This window comes from Streptomyces sp. NPDC048461, from assembly GCF_055587105.1.
The window spans coordinates 198,852-225,215 of sequence record NZ_JBVJGW010000004.1; the positions used below are offsets into that span (position 1 = coordinate 198,852).

Sequence of the window (26,364 nt, forward strand, 5' to 3'; positions counted from 1 at the left end):
CATGAAATACCTCGTACGGGACAAAATGCTGGCCCTCGGCGACGACTACTGGATCGAGGACGAGAACGGCCGCCACGCCTTCCTCGTCGACGGGAAGGCGCTGCGGGTCAAGGACAAGCTGGAGCTGAAGGACCCCGACGGGCAGATCCTGATCACCCTGCGGGAGAAGCTGTTCTCCTTCCGCGACGCGATGACCCTGGAGCGGGACGAGGAACGGCTCGCGGTGATCCGCCGGAAGCGGTTCTCGCTGCTGCGCAACCACTTCCGCGTAACCCTGGTCGAGGGCACGGAGCTGGACGTCAGCGGGCGGATCCTGGACCGCGAGTTCAAGGTCGAGTACGAGGGGGAGCTGCTCGCGCTGATCTCGCGGCAGTGGTACCGGGTGCGCGAGACCTACGCGGTCGACGTGATCCGGGAGGACGCGGACGCGGCGCTGCTGATCGCGGTGGCGGTGTGCGTGATCCGCATGGCGGAGAAGGAACGCGACGACGACGCCTGACCGGACCACCGGCGCCCCGGGCCGGCGGCACCGGGCGGCCGGGTGACCGGGCGGCCCGGTGACCGGCGCCCGGAGGCCGTCCCCCGGGCGCCCGGCACCACGGCCGGCGGGTCAGTGGGGGAGGCGGCGGTCCTTCAGGGCGGGGAACTGGGCGCGGGTCTCCGTGACCTTCGCCGGGTCCAGGTCCACGGTCAGCACGTCCTCGCCCGGCCCCGCCTCCGCCAGGACCTCGCCCCAGGGGTCCACCACCAGGCTGTGCCCGGCCTGCTCGACCCCCGCGTGGGTGCCGGCGAGGCCGCAGGCCAGGACGTACGCCTGGTCCTCCACGGCCCGGGCCCGGCTGAGCAGGGTCCAGTGCGAGCGGCGGCGCGCCGGCCAGCCCGCCGCGACGACCAGCGTCGTCGCCCCGGCGTCGACCAGGCCGCGGAACAGCTCCGGGAAGCGCAGGTCGTAGCAGGTGGCGATGCCGAGGGTCTGCTCCGGCAGGGCCACCGTCGTCAGGGAGTCGCCCGGCGACATGAGCACGGCCTCGCCCTGGTCGAAGCCGAACCGGTGGATCTTGCGGTACGTGGCGGCCAGCTCGCCCGCCGGGGAGATCACGAGGGCGGTGTTGTAGAGCGAGCCGTCGCCCGCCCGCTCCACGATCGAGCCGGCGTGCAGCCACGCTCCGGCGTCGCTCGCCGCCTTGGACATGGCCTCGAAGGTCGGGCCGTCCAGCGGCTCGGCCTCCGTCTCGAACTGTTCGTAGGCGAAGGCCCCCACGGTCCACAGTTCGGGCAGCACGACGAGGTCGGAACCCGCCTGTTCCCGTACGAGGTCGGCCGCCCGGGACCGCCGGGCCGTCACCGACTCACCGTCGTTCACCGCGATTTGGATCAGCGAGGCGCGCACACTACCACCGTCCTGGCTTTCAAGCCGTCAACTCGGGCCTACGATCGTCACACGAAAGCACTGCCGGGGTGCTCACCGGCAGCGTAGTTTTGGAAACCAAGCCCGCAGCTTCCGAAAACGCGCCACTGAACAGCACCGCGAGGGGTCCCGTTGACCGTCCATCCCAGCCTTCAGCCCTATGCCGACGCGTGGACGCATTCCATCGAGGCGATATCCGAGCTGGTCCTCCCGCTGCCGGAGGGCGAGTGGAACCGGGCGACCCCGTGCCCCGGCTGGTCGGTCCGTGACGTGGTGTCACACATCATCGGCATCGAGTGCGAGCAGCTCGGGGACCCGCGGCCGATCCACACCGTGGCGCGGGACCTGCGGCACGTGGTCGACGAGTTCACCCGGTACATGGAGGTGCAGGTCGACGTACGGCGCCACCACACCGCGCCGGAGATGACCTCGGAGCTGGAGTACACCGTCATCCGGCGCATGCGGCAGCTGCGCAACGAGAAGCGGGATCCGGCCACGATGGTGCGGGGGCCGCTCGGGGACCAGGTGTCGCTGGAGCAGGCGCTGCGGATGCGCGCCTTCGACGTGTGGGTGCACGAGCAGGACCTCCGCCAGGCGCTGGGCCGGCCCGGGAACTGGGACGCGCCGGGCGCGCACGTCGCGCAGGACATGCTGCTGTCCGGGCTGCCGAAGGTCGTCGCGAAGAAGGCCGGCGCGCCCGCGAACTCGGCCGTGGTGCTCGACGTGCACGGGCAGCTGGAGTTCATGCGGACGGTACGGGTCGACGCGCAGGGCCGGGGCACGCTCGACAAGGCGCCCTCGCTGGGCCCGGCCGTGACGCTGGCCATGGACTGGGAGACGTACGTACGGCTGGCGGCGGGCCGTGTGCGGCCGCACGCGGTCGCCGACCGGGTGAAGGTGGAGGGCGACGCCGAGCTGGCGGACGCGATCCTGACGCAGTTCGCCGTCACCCCGTAGCCCCCGACCGCGGAGCCGTCGGACCGTAGCCCCTGACGCCGTGGCCCCTGATGGCGTGGCCGTCAGGCCGGCGCGGGTTCCGGAGCCGCCGCGGCGGGGCCGGTCGGAGCCGGCACCGGTGCGCGCAGCTCCCGTTCGCGGGCCAGCGCACGGCCGCGGAGCCCGAGGATCCGGCTGACGCCCACGGCCTCCAGGACGAACACGGTGGAGAAGGCGATGCGGTAGTTGTCGCCGGTGGCGTCCAGCAGCACGCCCACCGCCAGCAGGGTGGTCATCGTCGCGAGGAAGCCGCCCATGTTCGTGATGCCGGAGGCGGTGCCCTGGCGTTCCGCCGGGTTGGCCGGACGGGCGAAGTCGAAGCCGATCATCGAGGCCGGCCCGCAGGTGCCGAGCACCAGGCAGAGCGTGACGAGCAGCCACATCGGGGCCCGGTCGCCGGGGTAGACGAGGACGGCGGCCCACAGCGAGGCGGTCAGCCCGACCGTGCCGAGGGCGAGCGGGAGCCGCGCGGACTGGCGGCGGCCGACGAGCTGCCCGTAGATCAGCCCCAGCGCCATGTTCGAGGCGACGACGAGCGTCAGCAGCCCGCCCGCGGTGGTGCGCGACAGCCCCTGCGCCTCCACGAGGAACGGCATGCCCCACAGCAGCAGGAACACCATGGCCGGGAACTGCGTGGTGAAGTGCACCCACAGGCCGAGCCGGGTGCCGGGCTCCCGCCAGGACGCGGTGATCTGGCGGCGCACGAACCCCCCGCCGGCCCCCGCGCCCTTCCCCGGCTCCCGTTCCCGTTCCCGTTCGCGCTCCCGCGGCGGCGGTCCGTACCCCTCCGGGTGGTCCCGCAGGAACAGCACCAGCGGGACCAGGACGACCAGCCCCGCCACCGCGCTGCCCGCGAACGCCGCGACCCAGCCGACGCCGTGCAGTACGGGCGCCAGCACCAGCGTGGAGACCAGGTTGCCCGCCATGCCGACGAGCCCGGCGAGCTGCGCCATCAGCGGCGCCCGCCGGGCCGGGAACCACCGGGTGCCCAGCCGCAGTACGGAGATGAAGGTCATGGCGTCGCCGCAGCCCAGCAGGGCGCGGGCGGCGAGGGCCATCCCGTACGACGGGGACAGCGCGAAGCCGAGCTGTCCGGCGGTGAACAGGACGGCGCCGAGCGTCAGCACCTTCTTGGTGCCGAGCCGGTCCACCATCAGGCCGACGGGTATCTGCATGCCCGCGTAGACCAGCAGCTGGAGGAGGGAGAAGGCGGACAGCGCCGAGGCGTTGACGTGGAAGCGGTCGGCGGCGTCGAGGCCGGCCACGCCCAGGCTGGTGCGGAAGATCACCGCGACGAAGTACACGGCGACGCCGATGGACCAGACGGCGACGGCCCTGCGCCCGCCCGGGGGGTCCTTCACGACCGGCCCGGGGCTCGTCGAACGGGTGCTCATCGGCCCGGCCCCCGGACCAGTGCCTCGACCCGGCCGATGTGGCCGCGGACCGCCGCGGCGGCCGTCTCCGCGTCCCCGGACCGCAGCGCGTCGAGGATCTCGGCGTGCTCGGCCAGCGTGCGCTCCACCCGGTCCGGATGGGCGTGCAGCAGGGCCACGCCCATCCGCAGCTGCCGGTCGCGGAGCTGGTCGTAGAGGCGGCACAGGATCTGGTTGCCGGCGCTGCGCACGATCTCGGCGTGGAAGCCCCGGTCGGCCGCCATCAGCGCGGGCAGGTCTCCCGAGGCGGCGTGCCGGCGGTGCTCCTCCAGCAGCGCCGCGAGCCGGTCCAGCAGCCCGGGGGGCGCGGGCACGGCCCGGCGTACGGTGAACTCCTCGACCAGCAGCCGGGTTTCGAGGACGTCGGTGATCTCCTGCACGGAGACCGGCAGGACCAGGGCGCCCTTCTTCGGGTAGAGCTTCAGCAGCCCCTCGGTCTCCAGGCGCAGCAGCGCCTCGCGGACCGGCGTGCGGGACACCCCCACGGCGTCGGCGAGTTCGCCCTCGGTGAGGAGGGTGCCGCCTTCGTAGCGCCGGTCGAGCACGCCTTCCTTGACGTGCCGGTAGACCCGGTCGGCGGCGGTCACGGTACTGCTGGCGGCTGGCATGCGCACAGCATAGATACAACAGGGGTGCAAGCCGGCGCCCGGTCCAGGATGTGGACCGGGCGGAGGGGGCCGACCCGGACGGGTCCCGCTGCACCGAAGGATGTAGTGCGGTTTCGTCCGCCCGCACGACGTGCGGGGCCGCGCCCGCCGGGACGCTGGAGCCATGGCCGACATCCTGCTCACCCCCGCCGCCGCGGACGCGAAGGCGAGCCGCCGCCTGCCCCTCCTCGACGTGCTGCGCGGCGCCGCCATCCTCGGCACGCTCATGACCAACGTGTGGATCTTCGCCTCGCCCGGCTCGGAGCTGGCCGTTCTCCAGGGCGGCCTCGGCGCGGGCGACCCGCTCGCCGACCCCTCCGCCGCCCGCATCGCCGAGACCGTCTTCCGGGCGATCGCGGACGGCAGGTTCCTGGCCCTGCTGACGGTCCTGTTCGGCGTGGGCCTGGCCGTCCAGTACGACTCCGCGGCCCGCCGCGGACAGCCCTGGCCCGGCCGGTACCGGCGACGGGCCGCCTTCCTCTTCGCCGAGGGCACCGTCCACTTCCTGCTCGTCTTCGCCTGGGACGTGCTGATGGGGTACGCGGTCACCGCGCTCCTCGTCGCCCGGCTCCTGGCCCGCTCCGAGAAGGTCCGCCGCCGGGTCATGTGGGCGGCCGGCGGGATGCACCTGACCCTGATCGCCCTGCTCACCCTCGCCCTGGCGGCAGACGGGTCCGGGGAAGGCCCCGGCGGGCCGGACCCGGACGCCGTCGCCCTGTACGCGGAAGGAAGCTGGGGCGAGCAGATCGCCTTCCGCGCGCAGCACGCCGGGGTCCTGCGCATCGAGCCCGTCGTCACCTTCGGGCTGCTGGTCTTCCTCTTCCTCCTCGGCGTACGGCTGTACCGCGCCGGCGCCTTCGCCGACACCGCCGCCGGCCGCCGCATCCGGGTCCGGGCGGCCGCCTGGGGACTCGGGCTCGGGCTGCCGCTGACCGCCGCGACCACCCTCGGCGGTGAGGGCTTCTTCCTCCTGGGCCGCTACGCCGTCGCCCCGCTGGTCGCCGTCGGCTACATCGGCCTGATCGGCACCGCCCTCGACCGGCTGTGGATCCCCCGCCCGCTGGTCGGCGCCCTCTCCGGCATCGGCCGCACCGCACTGTCCTGCTACGTCGCGCAGAACGTGCTCTGCGTCCTGCTCTGCTACGGGATCGGGCTGGGCCTCGCCGAGCGGTACGCCGGGCACGGCCCCTGGTGGGTGATGGGCCTGTGGGCGGCCGTGGGCCTGGCCCTGGCCGCCGGGTCGTGGCTGTGGCTGCGCCGGTTCGAGCGGGGCCCCCTCGAAGCGGTGCAGCACCGGGTGCTCAGGCCCCGGCGCTGACCTCCACGTCCAGCACGAACTCGTCGTACGGGGCCTCCTGCGGGTAGGCCGGCCGCACCTGCGCGAAGCGGATGCGGGCCCGGCCGCCGGGCGGGCGGCCCCGTACGACGTACGACCGCTCCACCGCGGCGCCGGGTACGGGCGGGGCGGCGCCCGGGGCGGGCGGGGCGGTCGCCGGCGGGGCGGGGGCGGGCGGGGCGGGGGCGGGGGCGGGCGGGGCGGGGGCGGGGGCGCCCTCCGCGACCGCCACCGCGTCGGCGTCGCCCGTGACCTGCCAGGTCCACACGTACCCGCGCGCCCCGCGCCCGGTGAGCCGCAGCTCGTACGCCTCCCCGGGGTCCAGCACGATGCTCCGTACCTCCACCGGGCTCCTTCCCGCGCCTCGCCCCTCAGACGGGGCCGATGACGGCCCCCTCGTGCCAGCCGGCGCCGTCCCGCCAGTAGTGCTGGAGCAGGCGGTCCGTGCGCAGGGCGACGACTTCCAGGTTGAACCCGAAACTGCCCTGGAGCATCCCGGTGACCGCGAGCACGTCGTGCCCGAAGACCGCGCTGCGGGTCCAGGCCGAGCCGGAGGCGTTGCCGCGCCACCAGTGCTCCACGCGCCCGCCGGCGACGGCCACGCACAGCTCGTAGTTCCCGGCGGTGTCCTCGTCGGCGGCCCCGTACTGGCCCTCGATCAGGCAGGGCGCCGACACGGCCCCGGCGCCGAAGACCTCCCCGGGCCGCCAGGCGAAGCCGTTCGCGTCGTCCCGCCACCACAGCTGCATCCGGCCGTCGGTCAGGGCGGCGACCAGGTCGAGGCGCCGGGACCGGGTCTGGACCAGGGCGGGGCCGTGATGGGCGATGCCGGAGCCGAAGCGGCCGCCGTCGTGCCACGACCAGGGGGCGCCGTTGATCCGCCACCAGTGGTTCAGCCGCCCGTCGGCGGTGCGGACCACGGCCTCGAAGTTGCCCGGCTTGCCGTAGTCGCTCTGGATGAACGCGGGGGTGGCGCCGGGCGCCGCGTCCCCCGGTCCGAAGGCGCCGCCGTCGCGCCAGACGCGGGCGGACTGCTCGAAGAACCAGTGGCGCAGCCGGCCGCCCGTGGTCACGTGCAGGGACTCCATGTTGCGGTTGTAGGTGCTGCCGGTGAAGGCGGGCTGCCCGGAGGCGTCGTGCGCGAAGGCCTCGGCGCGGGTCCAGGCGAACGGCGCGTCGCCCTCGCGCCACCAGTGCTGGAGGCGGCCGCCGGTGGTGGTGGCGAGGAGCTCGAAGTTGCGGTGGGCGCGGCCGTTGCCGCTCTCGTAGACGTTGCCGGCGTGCAGGCGGCGCTTGCTCCACGGGTCGATGTTGGTGCCGCGCAGGCCGCACTTGGCCCAGTGGTCGATGTTGACCTCGCCGTAGGCGATCCGGCCGTAGCCGCCGACGTGGTAGCCCGTGCCCCAGGAGTTCTTGAACAGCCAGCAGCCGGCCGCGTCGTCGTACCCGACGATCAACACGCAGTGTCCGCCCGCGAGTTGTCCGGCGGTGCGGTGGTAGACGCCGGAACCGAGGGCGAAGAAGTCGTCGTACACGTCGAAGCAGGCCGTCAGCGGGCCCACCGTGTCCAGCCAGACCTTCTGCTGCTCGACGTCGCCGAGCCGGACGTAGTCGGTGATCCGTACGGTCCTCCCCGACCGGTCCCAGCTCGGCGTGTACTCGGCCCGCCAGGCGTCGCGGCGGGCGGCGGGCAGGCCCGGGGGCGGGGTGCTGTACGGCCAGCAGTCCGGGTCGGCGAGGCCGCCGTTCGCCTTGACCCAGTCCAGGGCCGTCTCGGGGTTGCCGCCCTGCCCGCAGGGGCACTTGAGCCCGTCGTGCACGTCCCCCTCGGAGCGCTCGGCCCAGACGCAGTGCTCGATCCGGGCCATGGACTCCACCAGCCCGGCCGCGCCGAAGGCCCAGCAGGAGCCGCAGGGGTTCTGGTCCTTCACCTTGGTGATCCAGGGCCACCCCCAGCGGCCGCGCCAGTCCACGGCCGCGGGCCGGGCCGCGGCGGCCGCCGCCCCGGGCAGCAGGCCGTGCGCGGCGCGCCGCCGGGTGAGGTGCGGATTGCCGCTCTCCCGTCCGACGAGCGCGCGGAGATCGACCGTGCCCGCGTCCTCGGCGGTGGTCAGGTTCGTCCCCGGCTCCAGACCGAGCGCGGGCCGCGGCAGCGGCTCCGCGTCGGCCAGGTGCTCCAGGACCGACCACCGCGCCCCGTACGCCGCGAGCCGCGCCCGCAGCTCCCCCACCGTCCGTACGGTCTCCTCCGGCATGGCGGCCCCCCAGCTGCAACCGTTTGATGCGAGACACGGGAGCGTCCCCCGGCCGGAGGGGGACGTCAAGGGGGTCCGAACGGTCGCGCGGAGGCACGGGGGGCGTGCCGCTCCGGCTCCGCCGGGGAGGCCGGACGACCGGACTCCGCCGGGGCGGCGCCAGGCCGTCCGCGCGGCCGCCTCAGTCCCCGCCGCCTCCGCCCCCGCCTCCGCCTCCGCAGGAGTGGCCGGGGTGGGCGGGGTGGCCGGGGTGATCACCGCCTTCGGCCCGGTCCGCCCGTTCGGCGCGGTCCATGCCCCGGTCCAGGGTGCGGCCGATGCGGTCCAGGGCGCGGCCGATCATGCTCGTGTCCAGCGGGGCGTGCGGGGTGGAGCGCCGCCGCGCCCGGGGCACCGGCCGGCCCTCGAAGACGTACGCCGGCCACCGCCCGTCCGCCCGCGCCGCCGCGAGCGCCCGCCGCCCGGCGGCCGTGGGGCGCCGCCGGCCCAGCAGCCCCGCCTCGACCAGCGCCCGCCGGACCGCGGCCACCTCCGGCCCGGCCGCGACGGCGGCCAGCACGACGGCCAGGGCCTTCCCGCGCGGGCACAGCCGCAGCACCGCCCGCTCGACGGGGTGCGCGCCGTCCGCGGCCTCCCGCGCTGCCCGCACCCGGGGCCCGGTCAGGGTGACGGCCCCCCGGTCGCGCAGCCTCAGCACGGCCGCCTCGGCCACCCGGCGCGGTCCCCCCGCGAGGAGGGCCGCCTCGTACACGTCCACGATGTCCACGCCGGGTTGATGTCCGCGGGCCGGCCCGGCCGAACCGCGGGGACCCGTATTCAGAGGTGAACCTGAGGTTCCGTCAGGCGGCGGCCAGGGCCTCGCGGATCCGTCCGAGCGAGGGATTGACCATCGCCGGCCCGTCGCCGACGACCACGGTCGGCACGGTCTCGTTCCCGTCGGCGACGCTCCGCACGAAGGCCGCCGCGTCCGGGTCCCGCCAGATGTCGACCTTCCGGTAAGGGATCCGCGCGAGCCGCAGCCGCGCGCGCAGCCTGATGCAGTACGGACACCCGGGCCGCCAGTACAGCGTGACCGCCGTCACCACCCCACCACCCCGCACACCGTCACGGGCACACCCTCGTTCATGGCCTGTCCCTCGTAGGTCGATTCTTCGAATGCGGACTCTGACCGACCCGCGACGCCCGTGCCCGGCACGGGTGACCCTTCAGTCCTGGGGCGATGGCGGGGTGAAGCTGATTCCGCCGGTGATGGTGTGGGCTTGGACGCTGTGCCCGCGGACGGTGCCCGTGATGCTGTTGTGGGCCGTTCCGCTCTCCGTCTCCTGTGGTGGCGAGAGTTCCACGAGGAGTGCGCGCAATTGCGCGGCGGCTTCGGGGTTGGTGCTCAGGGTGCGGCGCATGCGGGCCCGCCAGTCCTCCTCCAGCATGTCCGCGGTGGGCCGGGGGTTTCCTCGTGCGCGAGCGGCTGTGAGTTCGGTTCGGGAATTCTCCAGTTCACCTTCGACCGCCTCTGCCTCGGCTCGGTCGCGGCCGATGAGCCGGGCAGTTCGGGCGCGGATGTCGGCCCATCCTTCCGTGGCCATCGCCGATATGAGGGCCGTTGCCCCGGACATGGCCAGGGCTGCCAACTCGGCTTCCATCTCTATGCCTCCGCCGGTCACGATGGTCTTCCCCTGTGGGGCACGGTCCGGCCGGGCGCCGGACAGGGGATGCTTCCCCGCTCCGAGGCGGCAGCATGCCGCGGATCGCTCGCCGCATGCGGCTGCCGCCCTCTCGCGGTCGGGGCGGTCGCGCGGGTTGAGGCTTCTCTTCCGGGTGATGCCGGAGATCCTGGAGGTGAGGTTGAACCACATGAGGAAAGCTCTTCTCCACTGGTCAGACGCTGGCGGACCACCGTTCCCACCCATGCCGCCCGTGTGTGTCGAATCAGTGGGAACGCCAACTCCGTTGCGCTAGCTTGTAACTCCAAGAGTTGCATCGGACATGGAGGGTGACCATGACGAGTGGCGTTTGGAGTCCCGACCCGCAGGCATCGTTAGTCCGTCGTCTCGGCATCGCGCCGACGGATCCGGGCAGCGGTCGCGACCCGGGAGAGACAGGCAGCGGTGGCGAGGGGGGTTGCCCGGATGTCTGGGAGCTGGACAACGGGGACGTCGTCGTGATCGGACGCGACCTGACCGAGAACTATGCCGGACGTCTTCCGAACGGGGTTAGTGTCAGCGCGGGCGAGCGTCTTGTGGTGATCCCCCGGGGAATGGCCAGGGCGGTACGGAGCGAAGCCCCGGATGCTTGAGGAACTGGCGGACGCATCGGGCGAGAGGCTGCTCGGGGAAGCCTACTGGTCGGATTTCGAGAAGCGCTTCTGGAGGATCGGCCGGCCCGGGTTCTGGAAACTGGAACGCCTCCAGGAATTCCGGGAGCCCGCGGACGACAGCTGGGTCGCCTTCTCCAAAGGCGACTGGCAGGCGGCCCTGGCCCTGCTGGACAACCGCCGCGAGGCCCTCACACAGCACTACGCCAAGCTGCGGTCCCACGGGATCGAGACCTGGCGCATCAGGGTGGTGGAGGAGCCTCTCACCGACTACATGCGCTGGGAGCTGCGCCTGCTGCTCATGCGGGACGACCTCGGCGGCCACACCAGAGTGATCGATGCGTCGCGGGTCCGCCCGTACGAAGAGGACGGCGTGCTGCCCGAGTTGATCACCTTGGGCGATGAGGTGGTGTACAGCCTGCTGTACGACGAGAGCGGTCTCCAGGAGGGCGCCGTCCGCTACACCGGGCGTGATCTGGTGACCCGCTGCCGGGAGTTCGTGCAAGGGCTCTACGGCGAGGGGGAAGGCATCGGGGAGTACCTCAGCCGGGAGGGGATCCTGCCGGCGCGAGAGCAGCATTGATGGCATCGTCGTCCGACGAGCCCCCACACATCGAATCGCATTCCGACCTGTCCGGATCCGCGCGCGACGTCGTGCAGGCCGGAAACGTGCACGGCGGAGTCCACTTCCATCGTGCTACGCACCCGAGTCGCCCCGATCCTCCTCGGCAGCTTCCTCCGGATGTCGGAGGATTCGTCAATCGCCACCATGAGCTCTCGGCGCTCGAGGCGGTCCTGGGTCGGGAGCGGGGCGGCGCTTCGGGGGCCACCGGGGTCTACGTCATCACCGGGACAGCCGGCGTGGGCAAGACCTCGCTGGCCCTGCACTGGGCGCACGGGGTACGCGACCGGTTCCCCGGTGGCCAGCTGTACGTCAACCTACGCGGCTACGATCCCGGCGACCCCGTCACGGCGGAGCAGGCCCTCGACCACTTCCTGCGGGCCCTGGGCATCGCCCCCGCCTCGGTACCGGCACGCCTGGAGGACCGTTCCGCCCTCTTCCGGTCCCTGCTCGCCGATCAGCGTGCGCTCGTGATCCTGGACAACGCGTCGACGGTCAGCCAGGTCCGGCCGCTGCTCCCGGGAAACCCGGACTGCCTCGTTCTGGTGACCAGTCGGCACCGCTTTTCCGGTCTGGTCGCCCGGGACGGCGCACACAGGCTCGTGCTGGACGTGTTCTCCGAGCTGCACGCGGTGCAGCTGCTCCACACCGTGACGGCGGGGTACCGGGTACTCCCCGACAGCGACACGGAGCTGTCCGAGCTCGCCCGCTTGTGCGCTCGGCTGCCGCTGGCCCTGCGGATCGCCGCCGAACGTGCGTCCAGCAGACCGCTGATGCCCCTCGACGAGCTGATAGCGGACCTGCGGGACGAGTCGGCGCTGTGGGGAGCGCTGACCGCGGAGGAGGACGACGAGTCCGACGCCGTGCGGACGGTCTTCGCCTGGTCCTACCGGGCCCTCTCGGACGCGGCCGCCCGAATGTTCCGGCTCGTGGGCCTGCACCCCGGCCCCGAGTTCGGCGTGTCCGCCGCAGCCACTCTCGCCGGCACCTCTGTCCCGGCGGCCCGCCAGACGCTCGACGTCCTCACGGGAGCGCACGTCCTCGAACAGGCCGCGCACGGAAGGTTCCAGTTCCACGACCTCTTGCGGGTCTACGCCGCGCAGCAGGCCGCGCAGTACGAAGACGAGGGAGCCAGGGCCAGTGCGCTGGCCCGGCTCCTGGACCACTACCTCCACTCGCTGGCTCGTGCGGTCTCGCGCATCGCCCCTCTGGACCGGCTCGTCCCGCTGACCGAGCCGCGCTCCGGAGAGGTCCTGGCGGAGTTCGCCGACAGTGCGGCTGCCTGGCAGTGGTTCGAGCTGGAGCAGGCCAACCTCGTGGCCGCCGTCCACGCGGCCGCCTCGGGAGGACGACACGAAATCGCCTGGCGGATCGCCGCGTTGCTGCGCAGCGTCTACGTGAGCCGCAACCCGTTCCGGGAGTGGATCGCCGTGTCCGAAACCGGGCTGGCATCCGCAACCGCCATCGGGGACCGGCGGGGACAGGCGGAACTGCGTGACAGCCTGGGCAAGGCGTACTTGCAGTCGCAGCGGCTCGACGAGGCCGAGGCGCACCACTGTGAGGCGCTACGGCTGCGTCGGGACACCGGCGACCGCTACGGCGAAGGCATCGCCGTCAACGCCCTGGGTCTGCTCGCCTGGCGGCGCCGCAACCTCAGGGCCGCCGAGGAGCGGTTCCAGCAGGGGCGGGAGATCTTCCGCGGACTGGCCGACCAGCGATGGGAGGCCCTGCTCCTGTCGAACCTGGGCATGACCCGGTTCGACGGGCTGCAGCTTGACGCGGCGGAGGCTGACCTCGCCGCATCGGTACGGCTCTGCCGGGAGGTGGGGGACAGGGCCAACGAGGGAAACGCCCTGTTCTACCTGTCCATGGCGCAACGGGAGCGGGGCGAACCAGAGGCCGCCCTGTCGACCGTGCGGCAAGCACTCGACATCGCCCGGACGGACCGGCTCACTGCATGGGGAGCGTTCTGGCTCCTGGAACTCGCCCGGATCCAGCGCGCACTCGGAAAGCCGGGCGAGGCCCTCGCGTCCTGTCAGGAATCGGCAGTGGTCCAGCGGAAGATCGGTGACCGCAACCGCGAGGCGGCGGCGCACGACTGCGCGGGAGAGGCATACCGGGATCTCGGCCGCCTCACCGAGGCCGCAGGCTTCCACCGCATGGCGATCAGCGTGTACCGCGATACGCGGGATCAATGGGCCCTCGCGAGGGCACTGGTCAATCTGGCTCTGGCCCTGTCCGGTACCGGTGATGAGCAGGAGGCCGCGGACTGTGCCGCGGAGGCCTCAGCCATCCTGAGCGGTTTCGACGACACCCGCGCTACGGCCGAGCGCGAGCGGATCGCGGGGCTGGCCCCGTGAGCGAGCGCCTCGCGGCCGGTCCGGCGGCCGACGCCATCCCGACATTGATGGAACGCCACAATCGCAGACTGCACCGGATCGACCCCCGGGTGGCATCCGCGCCCGCGTTGGTCGACGACCCGGACCTGGCAGTCTCCAGCAGGAACGGGGCCTTCGCCGCGGGCCGGATCCAGCAGTACCACTTCGGCGAGGACACGTACGAGGCGCTCTGGGGTGCGCTGCGCCGCCACGTGGTACAGCTGCGTGTCTTCGGAGCGGATCCCGCGGCGGCTGTCGACGAGGTACTGGCCAACCTGCTCGGCCGAGTAGCCGCCGATGCCGGCGCCGGCCCGGGTTCCGAGCCGGACCCCGACCAGTCCGTGGTGCTCAACTGGCCCAGTCTGGACACGGTGTGCGCTGCTCCGCTCGTCCGGCACGGCTTCGCCCCACTCACCTCCCTGGTCCTGAAGAGGCTCGGGCAGCGAGCGGACACTCCAGGGGGTGCGACCGTACGCCCCGCCCGGCCGGACGACCTCGATCGCCTTGCCCAGCAGGCGGAGTGGCTGCACCTGTTCGAGAACCAGTTGGGCGTACTGCCGCGGCGGCCTGCCCTCCGGACCCTCTTGGCGGAGGAACTGGCCGGCGCTCTGGCGGAGGAGCCGTCCTTCGTGCTGACCGCGCTGATCGACGGCGTACCGGTCGGATTCCTGCACGGGCAGTACCCGCACGGTGCGTGGATCGAGCGACAGGTCACGACCGAGCCCACGGGCTACCTGTCCCGGCTGTTCGTCGAACCGGAGGCCAGGGGCAGGTCCGTCGGCCGGTCCCTGATCGCAGCGGCGCACGCGACTCTTCGTGCACGCGGTGCGCAGGGCGTTCTCCTCCACCACAGCCTGCACAACCCGTTCGCCGCGCCCCTGTGGGCCCGGGAGGGCTACCGGACGGTGCTGACCACCTGGACGAGAAGAGCACCCGGGGCATGACACTGAGAGCAGGGATCGGAAGCGGTTCCTCCATTCCCGACGGCAACTGGCCGCACCCGTTGCCCCCACGACAGGGAGCCCCGGCCCCCGCGTCCTGCGGGGGCCGGGGCTCCGGGGTGCTGTCGGTGGGGCTAGCCCTGGCTGAAGTAGCCGAGGAGGTCGGTGATCACGTGGTTGGCACCGGCCCCGCTGTTGTAGACGCTGACCCTGCCGCCCGCGACCGGGGTCGTCACGTGGTTGGGCACGGTCAGGCCCGGAAGGGTGTTGAGGCTGCTCGCCTGCGGGCGGGCGGCGCCGTACCCGTAGACGGTGAGGAAGCCGGGCGCGGTCGTGTCGGTCGCGGTCACGTTCAGGACCGCGCCGGTCGCCGTGGACGGCAGGCCGGCCGCCGTCGTGGTCCCGCCCGGGGCGAGCTTGCCGGTGGTGCGGGTGTCGGCCAGCCGCTTGGGCGCCATCGGGGTGAAGAGCGCCGTGGCGTTCTTGCCGTAGTAGCCCACCGCGTCCACGACGAGGTGCGTGGAACCGGCGTTGTTGTAGAGGGTGATGGTGCCGTTCGGGCCCACGGGGACGATCGCCTGGTTGGACTTGTCCTTGCCGGGCTCCGGGTTCAGGTTCGACGCCACGGGCCGCTTCGCCGGGTCGGGGTAGGCCAGCACGTAGGAGTTCGACGTCGTGTCCGTGCTCGTCAGGTTCACCGCGACCGCCCTGGCGTCCGCCGGGATCCCGTTGACCCCCGCGACCTTGACCGTACGGGTCGTGCCGCCGGGCACCGCGCCGCCCGTGGCGCGGGTGTCCACGAGCCGGGTCGGGGCGACGGGGCTGAACCGGTCGCCCGAGCCGGGCTGGTAGTAGCCCACGAAGTCCACGATCACGTCGGCCCGGCCGGCGTTGAGCCGGAGCCACACGAAGCCCGAATCGTCGACCGGTACGGTCACCGTGTTGGAGACGGTGCCGCCCGCCTTCACGTTGAGGTTCGAGGTCGTCGGGGCGTCCTGCCGGTACGGCGAGACGTTGAGGAAGGCGTCCTGCGTGGCTCCGGTGAGCGTCACGTTGACGACGGCCGCGGACATGCCGGCCGAGGCGGAGCCCGACGCGTGCAGCCCGATCGGCATGCGCACCGGAGTGGACGCGCCGGGGCCGAGCGTGCCGCCGTTGACGCGGCTGTCCAGCAGCCGGAACGGTTCGGTCGCCACGAAGCCCGACGCCGTGTAGTCCGCCCGCACCGTCCGGGTCTGCGTCGCCGTGTTCCCCTTGACGTCCCGGATGTGGACGGTCGCCTGGTACTCGCCGGGCCGCTTGTACGTGTACCGGACCGTGCCCAGTCCGTCGCGGCGCTCCACGAGCCCGTCACCGGGAAGCACCTCGACGCTCTGGACCGGCCACGGCAGCGACGAGGCCGAGGCGTCGAACGTCACGGTGAGCGGGGGAAGGTGCGTCGTGGTGTCGCCGGGGGCCGGGAGCGCCGGTTCGGCGGTGAAGGACACCACCGGCGGGCCGGCGGGGGACGCCTTGACCCGCTGCTCCGTGACGGCCTTCACCCCGACGGCGTTGACCGCCGTCACCTTGACGACGTGGTCGCCCGGCGTGCCGTAGACGTGCCGGGCGATCGCGAACGCGCCGTTCACCTGCCGGGTGACGACCGGCGGCGTCCCGTCCCCGAAGTCCACGTGGTAGGTCATGGCGGAGGGCCATTCGCTGTCCGAAGCGGTCTGCACCACCACCTCGGTCCCGACCGGCGCCCAGGTCTGGTCGGTGTGCATCAGGACCCGGCTCAGATGGTCCTGGGTCTCGTAGGCGCCGCGGTCGAGGTACCCGCCGTCCTTGCCGGTGTTGGGCACGCGCGGGTCGTCCGCGGTCGGGGAACCGTCGAAGTCGCCGGCCAGCACGCCCGGGGCCGTCGCGTCGGCGGAGTCGACGGTCGGCGACCCGTCCCGCGGGCCGACGCCGTCGCCCGACGGGGTCAGGATGTCCCGCGCGCCCCTACCCGTCCCGGCCAGGAACGCCGCCGGGTCCTTGTAGTCGGTACCGGACCAGCGGTACGGCGTCAGTCCGCCCTGCGGCAACCCGGTGATCACGTTGTAGCCGACGCGGGTGCCCGCCGCCGCGGCCGCCTCGACCGCGAGTCCCCAGTGCCCCGGGGCGGGCTCGCAGGAGTCGTGCGTGGACTCGGCGAACAGCACGTTGTTGAAGACGGCGGAGCCCGTCGAGCTCCCGTCCACCGCGACGATCGCGCCGCAGTGCCCGTGGAGGGTGTTGTTGGTGAGGACCGTCCCCGGGGCGTCGGCCACGACGACCGCCGGCCGACGGCCGCCGTACCCGAAGTTGTGGCTCAGCACGGTGCCCTGAGCACCGCCCTCGATGCGGACAGTGCTCAGCCTGCTCCGGCTGAGACGGACGTCCTTGCTCGCCCCGCCCACCACGACGGAGTCGAGGAACCCGTACATGGGCTCCATCCGGTCCATCACGACATCGGTGGACCCGGTGACCCGCAGGCCCCTGGGGGTCTTCAGACCGCCGAGCACCACGTGGGAGGCGCCGGTGACGCTCACGCCCTTGCCGCCGGTCAGTTCCACCACCTCGGCGCCCATGCGCCCGGCGGCCAGGAAGGTGATGGGCTTGCCCGGCTTCCCTGAGCGGTCGACGGTGAGGCCCTCCGGGTACGGCTTGCCCGTGGTGATCAGGACCGTCTGGCCCGGCTCCACGGCCTTGGCCGCGGCCGTGACCGTGCAGTACGGGACGGCCCGCGTGCCGGAACCGGCGTCGGAGCAGCCGGATCCGTCGTGGTTGCTGACGTAGAGGTGACTCGGGGGCTCGGCGGCCGTGGCGGCGGGCGCGCCGAAAAGGGTGACGAGACCTGCGGTGAGCAGGACCGCCGTGCGAGTGGGACGCACCAGTGGGGTTCCTTCGTCCAAGAGGCGTGGAGTCACACCGGGTACCGCGGCGCCGCACGACTGGTAGACGTTCCGTTCCCCCAGCGACAGTCGGGCGCACGCGGTCCCGTGAAGACTCCGATCATCATCCAATGACCGAAACCCGATGTCACCCCCCTTTCGCTCACGGCAGTCGGGGGCGTACCGCGGACCACGCGTCCACGGCGCCGGCCAGCGGGTCGTCGTCCGTGAGGTGCGGTCGGGCGAGCGCCAGCCAGGGGAGCAGGTTCTTGATGCGGCGCAGGTGCAGGATCCGCGCCCGCGGGAGGTCGCGCCAGGCGCGGGCCTCCGCGGCCGCCGCCCGCGGGGTCAGGTCGATCAGCGCCAGCAGCTCCCGGCACAGGGCCGCCGGGTCACCGCCGCGCCCCGGGCCGAACTCCCGGATCAGGTAGCCCCGTACGGCGGCCAGCTCGGCTCCCCGGGCCAGCGCGTCGGCGCCCTCGGCCCGCGCGCAGCGGTCGGCGGCCGCCAGGGCCACGGCGCCCCAGCGCAGCCGGACCCCGTCCGGCGCCCGCTCGTCCCGCATCCGTGCCGCGGCCAGGGTGTGCAGGGACCGCGGCCGGGGTTCGTCGTCCAGCGGAGGGCCGGTGGCCAGCCACTCCTCCAGGACCTCCAGGGGGTGCCCGTCCGGCGGCACCGCCGTCAGCACCTGGCCCCGGCTGAGCAGGGCCACCACGGCGCCCGTGAGGTGGACCCGCGCGACGTGTCCGGCGTCGAAGGAGGCGACGGTCCGCCCGTACCGCTCTATGCGGCGCAGGCCCAGCCGCAGCTCCCCCGCCGCGTACACCTGTCCGGCGCGCGCCACCCCGCCCACGCACCGGACCACGCACACGCCGCCCGTGACGTCGGCCTCCTCGACGGAGTACACCTGCAATTCGGCTATCGGCACGCCGGGAGGGTACCGCCTCGGGGTACGGACCCTCCGCTCACCGCCTCACCCGGCCGGGTCCTCCAGGACGAGGCGGATCTCGGTCACCTCGTACCCGGCCCGGTCGAAGGCCGCCGCCATCGGCACGTTGACGGTGTCGGTGGTCGCGGTGACGCGGTCGGCTCCGGCGGCCGCGTGGAAGCGGGTGATCTCGGCGAGCACCTCGTCGATCAGCCCCTGCCCGCGCTGTTCCGGTACGACGCCCAGGTAGCCGACGTTGCGGTGGTACGGGGTCGCGGACGGGACGGCCAGACCCGCGAGGGTGCCGTCGGGCAGGTGCGCCAGGCGCCACCAGGACCGCTCGCCCGGGCAGTCGAGGTAGAACGCCATGTCCTCGCGGGCCAGCTCCACGGGGTCCTTCACGAGCAGCCCGGTGCGGGTGGCCAGGTCCAGGCTGTCCCGGGAGAGCCGTGTGAAGGCGTCCAGGAACTCCTCGTCGGTGCCGTCGCGGAAGACGAGCCGGCCGGTGGACGGGGCGGTCCCGGCCTCCGGGGTCCACTCGTAGCGGAGCCGCTCGATCTCCCGGGTCAGCCCGCCGGCGGACGCGGCCTCCCGGCGCCAGGCCACCGCCGCGGCGGTCGCCGGGTCGTCGCGCCAGCCGCGGGGCAGGGAGAGGTTGTAGCCGGGGCGGTTGCCGAACGCGGCGTGGCCGGCCTCCAGCAGTCCGGCCGCCACGGCGGCCGGATCGACGACGTCCGCCCCGACCTGGAGGCAGTCCAGGGCGACGGGCCGCTCGCTGTCGGCGCGGCCCCACCACAGGGCGCGCCCGAGGATCCGGCCGTCCCCGTCCTCGGCGAACCAGGTCCACTCGGGACGCATCCGGCGCGCGGCGAACTCCTCACGGACCTTCCCGGCGGGCAGGGCGGGGACGGGAGCGTCGGCCGGCCAGGCGGCGGCGCGGTCCAGGTCGGCGGGGTCTGCGAGGGCAGCGCGGAAGATCATCCGCCGATGCTCACACGGGGGATACCCCTCCGGCCAGGGGTTTGGCGGGCCTCGCCGTCCTGCGGGGGTGCGCCACGTCGCCCGGGCGACGGCCCGGAGCCCGGTGGCGCGCCGATGGCCGGCCTCCGGGAACGGAGACCGGCCATCCGTGCAGTTCGACTGCGGTGCTACGCCCAGGTGACCAGGCGGCGCGGGTGTTCCAGGACGGCCGCGATGTCGGCCAGGAAGCGGGAACCGAGCTCGCCGTCGATCAGGCGGTGGTCGAACGACAGCGCCAGGGTGGTGACCTGGCGGGGCTTCACCTTGCCCTTGTGGACCCACGGCTGGAGCTTGATCGCACCGACCGCGAGGATCGCGGACTCGCCGGGGTTGATGATCGGCGTACCGGTGTCGACGCCGAAGACGCCCACGTTGGTGATGGTGAAGGTGCCCTGCTGCATGTCCGCCGGGGAGGTCTTGCCGTCACGGGCCGTGGCGACCAGCGAGGACAGGGACTCCGACAGCTCGCCGAGGGTCTTGGCCTCGGCGTCCTTGATGTTCGGGACGATCAGCCCCCGGGGGGTGGCCGCCGCGATGCCCAGGTTGACGTAGTGCTTGAGCACGATCTCCTGGGCCGCCTCGTCCCAGGACGCGTTGACGTCCGGGTTGCGGCGGATCGCCACCAGGACGGCCTTGGCGATGAGGAGCAGCGGGTTGACGCGCAGCCCCGCCAGGTCCGGATCGGCCTTGAGCTCCTGGACCAGCTTCATCGTGCGCGTCACGTCGAGGGTGATGAACTCGGTGACGTGCGGCGCGGTGAACGCCGAGCCGACCATGGCCTGGGCGGTGACCTTGCGGACGCCCTTGACCGGGATGCGGGTCTCCCGCACACCCGGTGCCACAGCGGCAGCGGCAGCCGGGGCGGGGGCCCCGGCGGCGGCCGGAGCGACGGCCGGAGCCGCCGCCACGGCGGGGGACACGGCCTGCGGGACGATCGCCGCGGCGGCCGCCGCGTGGACGTCCTCCCGGGTCACGACCCCGCCGTCCCCGGTGGGCACCACGAAGGACAGGTCGATGCCGAGGTCCTTGGCGAGCTTGCGCACGGGCGGCTTGGCCAGGGGCCGTTCCGCGGCGGCGTAGGCGCTGCCGTTGGCGCTCGACTGCGCCGGGACGGCCGCCGGGACCGGCGCCGCGGGGGCCGCCGGAGCGGGCGCCGCCGTGCCGTTCTGCGCGGCCGTGCCCGCCGGGGCCTTGCGCGGGCGGCGCTTGGTGGAGGCGGTGGAGACCCCGTACCCGACCAGCACGGGCTGGCGGGCCGCGGGGGCCGGCTCCTCGGCGGCGGCGGGCGCCGCTGCCGCGGCGGCCGGGGCCGCCTCCTGGACCGGAGCCTCCGAGGCGGCGCCCGGTGCGGTTTGCACGGAGATGATCACCTGGCCGACGTCGACCGTGGTGCCCTCCCCGAAGAGCAGGGCGTGCACGACCCCGTCGAACGGGATCGGCAGCTCCACGGCGGCCTTGGCCGTCTCCACCTCGCAGACGACCTGGCCGTCGGTGACCGTGTCACCCGGCTGGACGTACCACTTGAGGATCTCGGCCTCGGTGAGGCCCTCGCCCACGTCGGGCATCTTGAATTCGCGGATCGTCACAGGGCTCTCCTCAGTACGCCAGCGAGCGGTCGACGGCGTCGAGCACCCTGTCCAGGCCGGGCAGGTACTCGTCCTCCAGGCGGGCCGGCGGGTACGGCGCGTGGAAGCCGCCGACGCGCAGGACCGGCGCCTCCAGGTGGTAGAAGCACCGCTCCGTGATGCGGGCGGCGATCTCCGAGCCCACGCCGAGGAAGACCGGCGCCTCGTGGACGACCACGAGCCGGCGGGTCTTCTCCACCGACGCCTGGATGCCGTCGAAGTCCACCGGGGACATCGACCGCAGGTCCACGACCTCGACCGACTTGCCCTCCTCGGCGGCCGCCGCGGCGGCCTCCAGGCAGACCTTCACCATGGGGCCGTAGGCCGCCAGGGTGATGTCGGAGCCCTCGCGCGCCACCCGGGAGGCGTGCAGCGCGTCCGGGATGGCCTCGACGTCGACCTCGCCCTTGTCCCAGTAGCGCCGCTTCGGCTCGAAGAAGATCACCGGGTCGTTGCTGAGGATCGCCTGCTGGAGCATCCAGTAGCCGTCCGAGGCGTTGCTCGGCGAGACCACCTTCAGGCCGGGGACGTGCGCGAACAGCGCCTCCGGGGACTCCGAGTGGTGCTCGACCGCGCCGATGCCGCCCGCGTACGGGATGCGGATGACGACCGGCATCTTGATCTTGCCCAGGGCGCGGGCGTGCATCTTCGCGAGCTGCGTGACGATCTGGTCGTACGCGGGGAAGACGAAACCGTCGAACTGGATCTCCACGACGGGCCGGTAGCCGCGCAGCGCGAGCCCGATCGCCGTGCCGACGATGCCGGACTCGGCGAGCGGGGTGTCGATGACCCGCTCCTCGCCGAAGTCCTTCTGCAGTCCGTCGGTGATCCGGAAGACGCCGCCGAGCTTGCCGACGTCCTCTCCCATGATGAGGACCTTCGGGTCCGTCTCCAGGGCCTTGCGCAGCGACTCGTTGAGCGCCTTCGCGAGCGACATCTTCTCGATGGCCATGGCGGTCACTCCCCACCCTCGAAGGACGCGAGGTAGGCGGCGAACTGCGCGCGCTCCTCGTCGACGAGCGCGTGCCCGTCCGCGTAGACGTTCTCGAAGATCGCCATGGTGTCCGGGTCGGGCATGGCGCGCACGGCCTCGCGCACGCGCTTGCCCAGCGCCTCGCTCTCGGTCTCCAGCTCCGCGAAGAACGCCTCGTCGGCGCCGCCGGAGGCCAGCAGGTGGGTCTTCAGGCGCAGGATCGGGTCCTTCGCCTCCCAGGCCGCCGTCTCCTCGTCCCGCCGGTACTTCGTCGGGTCGTCGGAGGTCGTGTGCGCGCCCATCCGGTACGTGAACGCCTCGACCAGGGTCGGACCCTCGCCGCGGCGGGCGCGGTCCAGGGCCCAGCGGGTCACGGCCAGACAGGCCAGCACGTCGTTGCCGTCGACGCGGACGCCCGGGAAGCCGAAGCCCTGGGCGCGCTGGTAGAGCGGTACGCGCATCTGGCGCTCGGTGGGCTCGGAGATCGCCCACTGGTTGTTCTGGCAGAAGAACACCACGGGGGAGTTGTAGACGGCCGAGAACGTGAACGCCTCGGCGACGTCGCCCTGGCTGGACGCGCCGTCGCCGAAGTAGGCGATGACCGCCGAGTCGGCGCCGTCCTTGGCCACGCCCATCGCGTAGCCGGTCGCGTGCAGCGTCTGCGAACCGATGACGATCGTGTACAGGTGGAAGTTGTTGATCGTCGGGTCCCAGCCGCCGTGGTTCACACCGCGGAACATGCCGAGCAGGTTGGTCGGGTCGACCCCGCGGCACCAGGCCACGCCGTGTTCCCGGTAGGTCGGGAAGACGTAGTCGTCGTCGTTCAGCGCCCGCGCGGAGCCGATCTGGGCGGCTTCCTGGCCGAGGAGCGAGGCCCACAGGCCCAGCTCGCCCTGGCGCTGCAGCGCGGTGGCCTCGCCGTCGAAGCGACGGGTGAGGACCATGTCGCGGTAGAGCCCGCGCAGGTCCTCGGTGGTGATGTCGGCGACGAAGGGCGCGAATTCCGCGAGTTCGGCGCTGCTCGTGGCGTCGACCCGGTCCCCTTCGGGCGTCAGCAGCTGTACGAGCTGAGGTACGGCGTCCTGCGTCTGTGCGGTGGCAGCGGCGGTCTCGCGGGCGCTTGCCGCGCCTGCCGCCCGCTTGGTGCCACTGCTGCGTCGCGGCTTGCGCGCGGCAGTGCTCTCCACGGTCACGTGTGCTCCTCCGTCGGTCCGGCACCCGGGTTCTCCGGGGTCCAGTGCGGCTCACCTGCGTCCCTGCCCGCGCACGGGGTGGGTGCGCGTCCGGTACGGGATTCAGGCGTGACAGGTGCCCCGGCGAGTGCCCTGCGCAATGCACGTTACCCAGTACGCCGCATAACTGCGAAACCCCGTTTGACCTGCGTTTTTGCTTGGATTTCCAAGTAAATACGCCGAACCGGGAACACGTACTGGTCACAGCCTTGCAGGGGGCCGGAACAACGGCACGTTATCCCGGGTAACTCCGGCAGGGAAGGGGTGAGTGTGTGAAACTGACTTCGTGCGCGAAGACGGAAAAATCAAGGTATTCCTCCTGGACGACCACGAAGTGGTGCGTCGGGGTGTTCATGAGCTGTTGTCGGTCGAAGAGGACATCGAGATCGTCGGTGAGGCCGGTACGGCCGCCGACGCCCTGGTCCGCATCCCCGCCACCCGCCCCGACGTGGCCGTCCTCGACGTCCGCCTGCCGGACGGCAGCGGTGTGGAGGTGTGCCGCGAGGTGCGCTCGCAGAACGAGGACATCAAGTGCCTGATGCTGACCTCGTTCGCCGACGACGAGGCGCTGTTCGACGCGATCATGGCAGGCGCCTCGGGCTACGTCCTCAAGGCGATCCGGGGGAACGAGCTGCTCAGCGCCGTGCGTGACGTCGCGGCCGGCAAGTCCCTGCTCGACCCGGTGGCGACCGCCCGGGTGCTGGAGCGGCTGCGCGACGGCAAGAACGGGAAGGGCGACGACCGCCTCTCCAACCTCACCGATCAGGAGCGCAAGATCCTCGATCTGATCGGCGAGGGCCTGACGAACCGCGTCATCGGCGAGCGGCTGCACCTGGCCGAGAAGACGATCAAGAACTACGTCTCCAGCCTGCTGTCGAAGCTCGGCATGGAGCGTCGCTCCCAGGCCGCCGCGTACGTCGCCCGCCTGCAGGCGGAGAAGCGCCGCTGACACCGGGGCGCCCTCGGCGCCCGCCCGCGGGGAAACGGTTTCATTCGGGACCAACGTCCCCGATCATGGGGGCGGGCTCCTCTTTCCCGGCGCCCTGCCGGTACCGGACAGTGGACGGCATGTCCCCAGAGGAACTCCACGCCGTCGAACTGCTGCGCCGGGTGCCGTACGGCCGGGTGGCCACGAGCATGCGCGCGCTGCCCTTCCTCGCGCTCGCCCGGCACATCGTGGTGGACGGCAAGGTCGTGCTGAGAATGCACTCCGGCTTCGGCTACCACCAGGCCTGCAACGGCAGCGTGGTGGCCTATGGCGCCGACAACTTCAATTCCCGGGACCCGCGTCTGTGGTCGGTCCAGTTCACCGGCACCGCCCGGGTCGTCGAACCGACCAACGCTGAACTGGAACTATTCGGCCCGGGGCCGCATTTCGTGGACGGCTCGCTCTTCGACCCCGTCTACATGCGGATCGAACCCCAGTTCGTCACCGTGCACTCGCTGGCGGGCAATCCCGAACGCGCGTACCAGCACGCGCTCTGAATCACGTACGGCCGCTTATGGCCGCGTACGGCCGCGTACGGAGAAGGGCCCGGCGGAAGCAATTCCGCCGGGCCCTTCCACACGGTCACTTCCGGGCCGTCACTCCCCGCCCTGGGGATCCGCCGGTTCCGAGGGCTTCGTCGACACCGGAGGCACCGACTTCGACGGGGTCGGCGAGGTCGACGGAGTCGCCGACGGCTTCGAGGAGGGCGTCGTCGACGGCGTCGCGGACGGGCTCACCGAAGCGGACGGGCTCGGGCTCGCGCTCTGCGTCCGCTGGCGGGTCGGCGTCGGCGACGACTGGTTGTACGTGGGGTTGCCGGTCTCGGGCCTCGCGTCGCTCGGCGACGGGTTCTCCTCGGTCCCGGGCTGGCTCGGCTGGGTGCCGGGCGTGCTCTGGGACGTCTGGGGCTTGCCCGGCTCCTCCTTCTTGCCGCCGCCGCTCATGGTGCTGACGGCGTACGCCACGCCGCCCGCGACCGCGATGATCGCGAGCACCGCGAACAGCCACATCTTCCAGCGGCCGCCGCCGTTGCCGCGGTCGTCGTACCCGTCGTAGCCGCCCTGGCCGCCGCGGCCGCCGGGGAAGGCCGAGCCGTCGTCCGGGTTGATCGGGGGCACCATCGGCTGCTGGAACTGCGAGGTCGTGGCGTGCGACGGGTACTGCTGGTGACCGCCGGAGCCGCCCATGGACATCGCCGTCGTCGCGGCCGGACCCCGGCCGTGCGGCAGCGCCATGGTCACCGGGCCGGTGTTCCAGGTGCCGGTGTTCGCCCCCTGCTCGTGGAGCATCTGGAGGGCGTACTGGGTCAGCCCGCGCATCTCCTCGGCGCTCTGGAACCGGTCGTCCGGGTCCTTGGCGAGGGAGCGCATGACGAGCCCGTCGAGCTCCTGCGGGATCGACCCGCCCTCGGGCAGGTGCGAGGGCGGGATCGGCGCGTCCTGGACGTGCTGGTAGACCACCGACAGCGGGGTCTCGCCGGTGAACGGGGGCCGCAGCGCGAGGAGTTCGTACAGCAGGCAGCCGGTCGCGTACAGGTCGGAGCGGTGGTCCACGGCCTTGCCGAGGGCCTGCTCGGGCGACAGGTACTGCGGGGTGCCCATGACCATGCCGGTCTGGGTCATCGTCGACTGCACGCCGTGCAGGGCGCGGGCGATGCCGAAGTCCATGACCTTCACCGCGCCGGCGTCGGTGATGATGACGTTCGCCGGCTTGATGTCACGGTGCACGATGCCGTGCTGGTGCGAGTACGCGAGGGCTTCGAGGACCCCGGAGACGATGATCAGCGCCTGCTCGGGCCCCGGGGCCTCGGCGCTGAGCAGCAGCTCGCGGATGGTGCGGCCCTCGACCAGCTCCATCACGATGTACGGGACGGTGTTCGGGCCGACCCGGTCCTCGCCCGAGTCGTACACGGCGACGACGGCGTGGTGGTTGAGGCCGGCGACGGACTGTGCCTCGCGCGTGAAGCGGGCCTTGGAGACCGGGTCCTCCGCGAGGTCCGCGCGCAGCAGCTTCACCGCGACGGTGCGGCCCAGGCGCACGTCCTCGGCGGCGAAGACCTCGGCCATGCCGCCGCGGCCCAGGCGGTGGGTCAGCCGGTAACGGCCGTCGCCCACCAGGCCGCCGGCGCCCCAGTACTCAGGACCGTCGGCCATCCCGGCGCCGTTTCCCTCGGGTTCGGGTGCCATCAGTCCTCGCCGTCGTCTCTCTCGGCCGCCGCTCAGCGGTTGTCCTCTTCTTTGCTGTTCCGGTGAACGCTACAGCCTCCGAACCGCTCGCCGTTCGGACAAAGCCACCCTGTGCCCGTGTGGTCACGGATCGGGAACCCGGCTTGACGTGTGCTTGCCCTCCGGCAGACTGGGCCCGACCTGCGCTCAGC

General features: G+C 72.7%; 23 protein-coding genes. 8 read left to right on the forward strand and 15 right to left on the reverse strand.

What is annotated here, in order from left to right:
* Window position 1 precedes the first annotated feature (1 nt).
* The gene (locus tag ACZ6S8_RS09085; protein ID WP_469453896.1) at window positions 2-499 is read left to right on the forward strand and encodes an LURP-one-related/scramblase family protein; all 498 of its coding nucleotides are present in this window, start codon (window positions 2-4) and stop codon (window positions 497-499) included.
* A 111-nt stretch (window positions 500-610) separates the two neighbouring features.
* On the opposite strand, the gene ACZ6S8_RS09090 is transcribed toward ACZ6S8_RS09085, so the two are convergent.
* Window positions 611-1,390, reverse strand: a complete 780-nt coding sequence (locus ACZ6S8_RS09090; protein WP_469453898.1) for a carbon-nitrogen family hydrolase — start codon at window positions 1,388-1,390, stop codon at window positions 611-613.
* A 150-nt stretch (window positions 1,391-1,540) separates the two neighbouring features.
* On the opposite strand from ACZ6S8_RS09090, the gene ACZ6S8_RS09095 reads away from it, so the two are divergent.
* Window positions 1,541-2,365, forward strand: a complete 825-nt coding sequence (locus tag ACZ6S8_RS09095) for a maleylpyruvate isomerase family mycothiol-dependent enzyme (RefSeq protein ID WP_469453900.1) — start codon at window positions 1,541-1,543, stop codon at window positions 2,363-2,365.
* A gap of 62 nt (window positions 2,366-2,427) precedes the next feature.
* Here ACZ6S8_RS09095 and ACZ6S8_RS09100 read toward each other — a convergent pair whose 3' ends face one another.
* Together ACZ6S8_RS09100 and ACZ6S8_RS09105 are read right to left on the reverse strand one after the other, a co-directional pair.
* Window positions 2,428-3,798, reverse strand: coding sequence for an MFS transporter (locus tag ACZ6S8_RS09100; RefSeq protein WP_469453902.1), 1,371 nt, complete (start codon window positions 3,796-3,798; stop codon window positions 2,428-2,430).
* On the reverse strand, window positions 3,795-4,445 hold the full coding sequence (locus ACZ6S8_RS09105) for a GntR family transcriptional regulator (RefSeq protein ID WP_469453904.1): 651 nt from the start codon (window positions 4,443-4,445) through the stop codon (window positions 3,795-3,797). The genes ACZ6S8_RS09100 and ACZ6S8_RS09105 overlap by 4 nt, the downstream gene beginning before the upstream one ends.
* A gap of 163 nt (window positions 4,446-4,608) precedes the next feature.
* On the opposite strand from ACZ6S8_RS09105, the gene ACZ6S8_RS09110 reads away from it, so the two are divergent.
* Window positions 4,609-5,802 (forward strand): DUF418 domain-containing protein, encoded by a 1,194-nt coding sequence (locus ACZ6S8_RS09110; protein WP_469453905.1) that lies wholly within the window; start codon window positions 4,609-4,611, stop codon window positions 5,800-5,802.
* Here the strand turns inward: ACZ6S8_RS09110 and ACZ6S8_RS09115 are convergent.
* From ACZ6S8_RS09115 to ACZ6S8_RS09135, 5 genes are all read right to left on the reverse strand, one after another.
* The gene (locus ACZ6S8_RS09115) at window positions 5,786-6,166 is read right to left on the reverse strand and encodes a hypothetical protein (RefSeq protein ID WP_469453907.1); all 381 of its coding nucleotides are present in this window, start codon (window positions 6,164-6,166) and stop codon (window positions 5,786-5,788) included. The two genes, ACZ6S8_RS09110 and ACZ6S8_RS09115, sit on opposite strands and share 17 nt — an antisense overlap.
* Window positions 6,167-6,191: 25 nt before the next feature.
* Complete coding sequence (locus ACZ6S8_RS09120; RefSeq protein WP_469453909.1) at window positions 6,192-8,075, reverse strand: C1 family peptidase; 1,884 nt, start codon at window positions 8,073-8,075, stop codon at window positions 6,192-6,194.
* Window positions 8,076-8,256: 181 nt separating this feature from the next.
* On the reverse strand, window positions 8,257-8,958 hold the full coding sequence (locus ACZ6S8_RS09125; protein ID WP_469454333.1) for a TIGR04222 domain-containing membrane protein: 702 nt from the start codon (window positions 8,956-8,958) through the stop codon (window positions 8,257-8,259).
* Window positions 8,915-9,157: a mycoredoxin gene (locus ACZ6S8_RS09130; RefSeq protein WP_469453911.1), complete on the reverse strand. Its 243-nt coding sequence runs from the start codon at window positions 9,155-9,157 to the stop codon at window positions 8,915-8,917. Before ACZ6S8_RS09130 ends, ACZ6S8_RS09125 begins: the two co-directional genes overlap by 44 nt.
* A 123-nt stretch (window positions 9,158-9,280) precedes the next feature.
* Window positions 9,281-9,928 carry a hypothetical protein gene (locus ACZ6S8_RS09135; RefSeq protein WP_469453912.1) on the reverse strand — a complete coding sequence of 216 codons (648 nt, stop codon included), beginning with the start codon at window positions 9,926-9,928 and terminating at the stop codon, window positions 9,281-9,283.
* A 432-nt stretch (window positions 9,929-10,360) separates the two neighbouring features.
* On the opposite strand from ACZ6S8_RS09135, the gene ACZ6S8_RS09140 reads away from it, so the two are divergent.
* From ACZ6S8_RS09140 to ACZ6S8_RS09150, 3 genes are all read left to right on the forward strand, one after another.
* On the forward strand, window positions 10,361-10,969 hold the full coding sequence (locus ACZ6S8_RS09140; RefSeq protein ID WP_469453913.1) for a DUF6879 family protein: 609 nt from the start codon (window positions 10,361-10,363) through the stop codon (window positions 10,967-10,969).
* 278 nt (window positions 10,970-11,247) lie between these two features.
* Window positions 11,248-13,368, forward strand: a complete 2,121-nt coding sequence (locus ACZ6S8_RS09145) for an ATP-binding protein (protein ID WP_469453915.1) — start codon at window positions 11,248-11,250, stop codon at window positions 13,366-13,368.
* Window positions 13,365-14,330 carry a GNAT family N-acetyltransferase gene (locus tag ACZ6S8_RS09150; protein WP_469453917.1) on the forward strand — a complete coding sequence of 322 codons (966 nt, stop codon included), beginning with the start codon at window positions 13,365-13,367 and terminating at the stop codon, window positions 14,328-14,330. The genes ACZ6S8_RS09145 and ACZ6S8_RS09150 overlap by 4 nt, the downstream gene beginning before the upstream one ends.
* A gap of 131 nt (window positions 14,331-14,461) precedes the next feature.
* Here ACZ6S8_RS09150 and ACZ6S8_RS09155 read toward each other — a convergent pair whose 3' ends face one another.
* From ACZ6S8_RS09155 to pdhA, 6 genes are all read right to left on the reverse strand, one after another.
* Window positions 14,462-17,221: a PKD domain-containing protein gene (locus tag ACZ6S8_RS09155; RefSeq protein ID WP_469453919.1), complete on the reverse strand. Its 2,760-nt coding sequence runs from the start codon at window positions 17,219-17,221 to the stop codon at window positions 14,462-14,464.
* A 163-nt stretch (window positions 17,222-17,384) separates the two neighbouring features.
* The gene (locus ACZ6S8_RS09160; protein WP_469453920.1) at window positions 17,385-18,149 is read right to left on the reverse strand and encodes a hypothetical protein; all 765 of its coding nucleotides are present in this window, start codon (window positions 18,147-18,149) and stop codon (window positions 17,385-17,387) included.
* Between the two features lie 45 nt (window positions 18,150-18,194).
* Complete coding sequence (locus ACZ6S8_RS09165; protein ID WP_469453922.1) at window positions 18,195-19,130, reverse strand: GNAT family N-acetyltransferase; 936 nt, start codon at window positions 19,128-19,130, stop codon at window positions 18,195-18,197.
* A gap of 167 nt (window positions 19,131-19,297) precedes the next feature.
* A complete protein-coding gene (locus ACZ6S8_RS09170; RefSeq protein ID WP_469454335.1) occupies window positions 19,298-20,734 on the reverse strand; it encodes a dihydrolipoamide acetyltransferase family protein in 1,437 nt (478 codons plus the stop codon).
* Window positions 20,735-20,765: 31 nt separating this feature from the next.
* Complete coding sequence (locus ACZ6S8_RS09175; RefSeq protein WP_351274039.1) at window positions 20,766-21,746, reverse strand: alpha-ketoacid dehydrogenase subunit beta; 981 nt, start codon at window positions 21,744-21,746, stop codon at window positions 20,766-20,768.
* 5 nt (window positions 21,747-21,751) lie between these two features.
* Window positions 21,752-22,960 carry a pyruvate dehydrogenase (acetyl-transferring) E1 component subunit alpha gene (gene pdhA, locus ACZ6S8_RS09180; RefSeq protein ID WP_469453924.1) on the reverse strand — a complete coding sequence of 403 codons (1,209 nt, stop codon included), beginning with the start codon at window positions 22,958-22,960 and terminating at the stop codon, window positions 21,752-21,754.
* A 325-nt stretch (window positions 22,961-23,285) separates the two neighbouring features.
* Between pdhA and ACZ6S8_RS09185 the strand changes: the two genes are divergently transcribed.
* Both ACZ6S8_RS09185 and ACZ6S8_RS09190 read left to right on the forward strand, forming a co-directional pair.
* Window positions 23,286-23,948 carry a response regulator gene (locus ACZ6S8_RS09185; protein ID WP_469453926.1) on the forward strand — a complete coding sequence of 221 codons (663 nt, stop codon included), beginning with the start codon at window positions 23,286-23,288 and terminating at the stop codon, window positions 23,946-23,948.
* Window positions 23,949-24,067: 119 nt separating this feature from the next.
* Window positions 24,068-24,484 (forward strand): pyridoxamine 5'-phosphate oxidase family protein, encoded by a 417-nt coding sequence (locus ACZ6S8_RS09190; RefSeq protein ID WP_469453928.1) that lies wholly within the window; start codon window positions 24,068-24,070, stop codon window positions 24,482-24,484.
* Between the two features lie 99 nt (window positions 24,485-24,583).
* Here the strand turns inward: ACZ6S8_RS09190 and ACZ6S8_RS09195 are convergent, their stop codons facing one another.
* Complete coding sequence (locus ACZ6S8_RS09195; RefSeq protein ID WP_469453930.1) at window positions 24,584-26,173, reverse strand: protein kinase domain-containing protein; 1,590 nt, start codon at window positions 26,171-26,173, stop codon at window positions 24,584-24,586.
* Window positions 26,174-26,364 lie beyond the last annotated feature (191 nt).

Excerpts from the sequence above, each read along its gene's own strand:
- ACZ6S8_RS09085 (WP_469453896.1), top strand. The coding sequence starts at position 2 with ATGAAATACCTCGTACGGGACAAAATGCTGGCCCTCGGCGACGACTAC.
- ACZ6S8_RS09100 (WP_469453902.1), bottom strand. The coding sequence starts at position 3,798 with ATGAGCACCCGTTCGACGAGCCCCGGGCCGGTCGTGAAGGACCCCCCG.
- ACZ6S8_RS09105 (WP_469453904.1), bottom strand. The coding sequence starts at position 4,445 with ATGCCAGCCGCCAGCAGTACCGTGACCGCCGCCGACCGGGTCTACCGG.
- ACZ6S8_RS09110 (WP_469453905.1), top strand. The coding sequence starts at position 4,609 with ATGGCCGACATCCTGCTCACCCCCGCCGCCGCGGACGCGAAGGCGAGC.
- ACZ6S8_RS09120 (WP_469453909.1), bottom strand. The coding sequence starts at position 8,075 with ATGCCGGAGGAGACCGTACGGACGGTGGGGGAGCTGCGGGCGCGGCTC.
- ACZ6S8_RS09135 (WP_469453912.1), bottom strand. The coding sequence starts at position 9,928 with ATGTGGTTCAACCTCACCTCCAGGATCTCCGGCATCACCCGGAAGAGA.
- ACZ6S8_RS09140 (WP_469453913.1), top strand. The coding sequence starts at position 10,361 with ATGCTTGAGGAACTGGCGGACGCATCGGGCGAGAGGCTGCTCGGGGAA.
- ACZ6S8_RS09165 (WP_469453922.1), bottom strand. The coding sequence starts at position 19,130 with ATGATCTTCCGCGCTGCCCTCGCAGACCCCGCCGACCTGGACCGCGCC.
- ACZ6S8_RS09170 (WP_469454335.1), bottom strand. The coding sequence starts at position 20,734 with ATGCCCGACGTGGGCGAGGGCCTCACCGAGGCCGAGATCCTCAAGTGG.
- ACZ6S8_RS09175 (WP_351274039.1), bottom strand. The coding sequence starts at position 21,746 with ATGGCCATCGAGAAGATGTCGCTCGCGAAGGCGCTCAACGAGTCGCTG.
- ACZ6S8_RS09190 (WP_469453928.1), top strand. The coding sequence starts at position 24,068 with ATGTCCCCAGAGGAACTCCACGCCGTCGAACTGCTGCGCCGGGTGCCG.
- ACZ6S8_RS09195 (WP_469453930.1), bottom strand. The coding sequence starts at position 26,173 with ATGGCACCCGAACCCGAGGGAAACGGCGCCGGGATGGCCGACGGTCCT.